Origin of the sequence: Paenibacillus sp. CECT 9249 (assembly GCF_918697855.1) — a bacterium.
Taxonomy (GTDB): domain Bacteria; phylum Bacillota; class Bacilli; order Paenibacillales; family Paenibacillaceae; genus MSJ-34.
Genome location: NZ_CAKKLI010000098.1, coordinates 1 through 2505, shown reverse-complemented (window position 1 = coordinate 2505; position 2505 = coordinate 1). Strand labels below are relative to the sequence as shown.

Genomic DNA, 2505 nt, shown 5'->3' with positions numbered 1-2505 from the left:
CAAAAGATGACTTTCATCCACGACCACGACGGGCTGCAATCCATGAATTCCTCGCATGAGCTCAATCTCCCGATGCAACTGACGCTTCGCATCCCCGCGATAAAACTTCGACTCACAACCGAGTTGTTCCAGTAGTCCCTTGTAGAAATGCCGCGGGGTCAGCTTTGAATCTGACAGATAGAGCACTTTGAACTTTGCGGGATCCAGTTCTTCCGCAAACCGCCGAATCGTTGTCGTCTTCCCCGTTCCGCAGTCTCCGGTAACGACAGCAAACCATTGCCTCTCTGCCGCATATTCTAACCGTCCCAGCGTCTCTTCCAAAATGACCGACTCATACAGCTCGCTAGGCGGGACATCTCTGGAGAACGGTGAACGACTAAGCTCGTAGAATGCCTCAAACATCGCCATTCACCTTACCTTTCCTACGGTAACTAACGGCCGGAGCTTGCACGGAACGGCGGTGATGACTCTGTACTTCGGCAGCACTTAGCAGCCTTGACGATTCTACTGGAACAGGCTGAAGATGGTCTGGCAACGGAGGACGCTTTCCGGCGCGTTCACCGATCACGAGCTCTTTGACCTTCCACGGTTCGTGGCCTTCATACTCAATCGTCAACTCGGTGGTGTCTGACGGGTCATACACGACATCCACGGTACATCCGATGAAAGGAAGCCCCACTTCATATTTTCGATCCAAGAAGCTAATGCAACCGGTTTTGTCGACTTTGCGGGTTTCACAGTGAAGGAATGCATTGGCAAGTTCCTCCGGTTCCACAAACCGAAGCGCCTTCTTGTCATTTCGAAAGGCGATTTCAGGGCTTCGTTTGTTTTCTAATGCCGAATGCGGCTTGTTCTGGTAGCATTCCGAGAGCCAGACCTCGAACAACTCATTCAGTCGGTCGATCGTCTTAGGCTTTTCAAGTGCTGCTTCGCTAAGGAAAGAATCTACCACCCGGTTGAATCGCTCAACCTTACCGGTCGATTCTGGCGAGTACGGTTTCGCAAAAAGAAGTCGCACACCCAATTTGGAACACGTCCGTGTCATCCATTTGGTACGGTACTGCTTCCCATTGTCGAAGTACACCGCCTCCGGAACACCGTATTTCTGAATGGCCTTTCGGAAACAGTCTTCGACGATCGTCTTATCCATGACCGGGTAAAATTCGCCATGCAGCACGAATCTCGTCGCATCGTCGATGAAGGTGACGAGAAACACTTGTTTCATCGCTCCATCCGGTCCAATGGGCAGGTACGGACCATACTTTAAGTCCGAGTGCCATAGACGATTGCGGTGTGGCTGTTGGAACCTGCGAGCCGCTACACCAGAGTTTGCATACATTCGCATATGTCTTGTGCTGTAACCACGTTCCGTTAGCTTCTCTTGAAGCGTGCTCCGTTTGATTTGACCTGGCTTAACGCGGCCTTCCCATTCCAGGATCTGAATGATCTGGGTGACACTACGACTTGGTACCTCTCGCCGCAGCAAGATTGCTTGCTCCAAGACCTCCGACGGAATGGCGGGGGCTGCGGGTTGCTTCCCTTTGCTCTTCGGCTTTAATCCGCCAAAGCCATCTTGCCGGTAGGCTGCTAGATACCGCCGCAGCGTTCTCTCCGATATTCCGATTTGCTCGCAAATTCTTTGCTTGATTTCCCTCGCCTTTGCCGGATCGAGCCCTTCCGTAAGCAACGGGGCAAGGAGCTGCACACGGTCTGCTGCGATTTGCTCTGCTTTCTTTTGATCTTTCATCCCATTACACCTTTCCTCTGATAGATTCGTTTACGAGTCTATCTCAGAGGGCCTTGGACAAGAATGCAGAACGGGTATGTAACCCAAAAGTTTGAATTTGCAACAGGCCGGACAACTCTAGCTAGCCATCCGTCAGCATCACCGACATAACGTCCGAATCTATGGTGTGCAGCTTGTGAAGGAGTGGACGATTCCTCCACAACATCTAGATGAAAGCGAATGGCGATAGACTCTAAGCACCCTAGCAAGTAGGTGGCCATGGAGCAAAACCAAGCCCGCCAACGGTACAACGTGGAGTTGTCTGCGGCAACATCTACTTCTGACGGTTCAGACGTGATGACATTTTCCACACATTCCGACTCGTAACGCTTGTAAGGTACAATGCAATCCGGTAACTCATGATGAATCTTCCGACAAGCCGTACAACGCAATCTTCGAATAACCAACTCGCTCTTTTCCCCTGTAGCATGAACAATCTTCCGGCCTCGGCTACCGATTACCGTTAAACTCGCAATGCAGCAAGGGCTAGGGACAATTTCTGCACACCTAACAAAAAACGCCGGGGATCTTCTCATCCAGCTCATAATTTGATACAATGATCATACGTTTTGTGAGGGGATGTCTCCAGTGAGCTTGCGCGAACAGGCTCACGCTATATGGAGGCATCCTTTTCCTTTTCTGTGATACGGACATTATATTCGTCAATCCCTGGACAGGCAATACCGTCAGCTTTCGGGCATTATGCTTCAGCGTAAACA

General features: G+C 50.9%; 3 protein-coding genes. All 3 read right to left on the bottom strand.

Going from position 1 to position 2505, the window contains the following annotated elements; translation table 11 throughout:
* The coding region (locus LQ229_RS26860) for an ATP-binding protein (protein WP_230193408.1) at positions 1–402 on the bottom strand (402 nt) is incomplete at its 3' end.
* On the bottom strand, positions 395–1747 hold the full coding sequence (locus LQ229_RS26855) for a DDE-type integrase/transposase/recombinase (protein ID WP_216541446.1): 1353 nt from the start codon (positions 1745–1747) through the stop codon (positions 395–397). The genes LQ229_RS26860 and LQ229_RS26855, both read right to left, overlap by 8 nt.
* 38 nt (positions 1748–1785) lie before the next feature.
* Complete coding sequence (locus LQ229_RS26850) at positions 1786–2322, bottom strand: DUF6431 domain-containing protein (RefSeq protein WP_230193409.1); 537 nt, start codon at positions 2320–2322, stop codon at positions 1786–1788.
* Positions 2323–2505 lie beyond the last annotated feature (183 nt).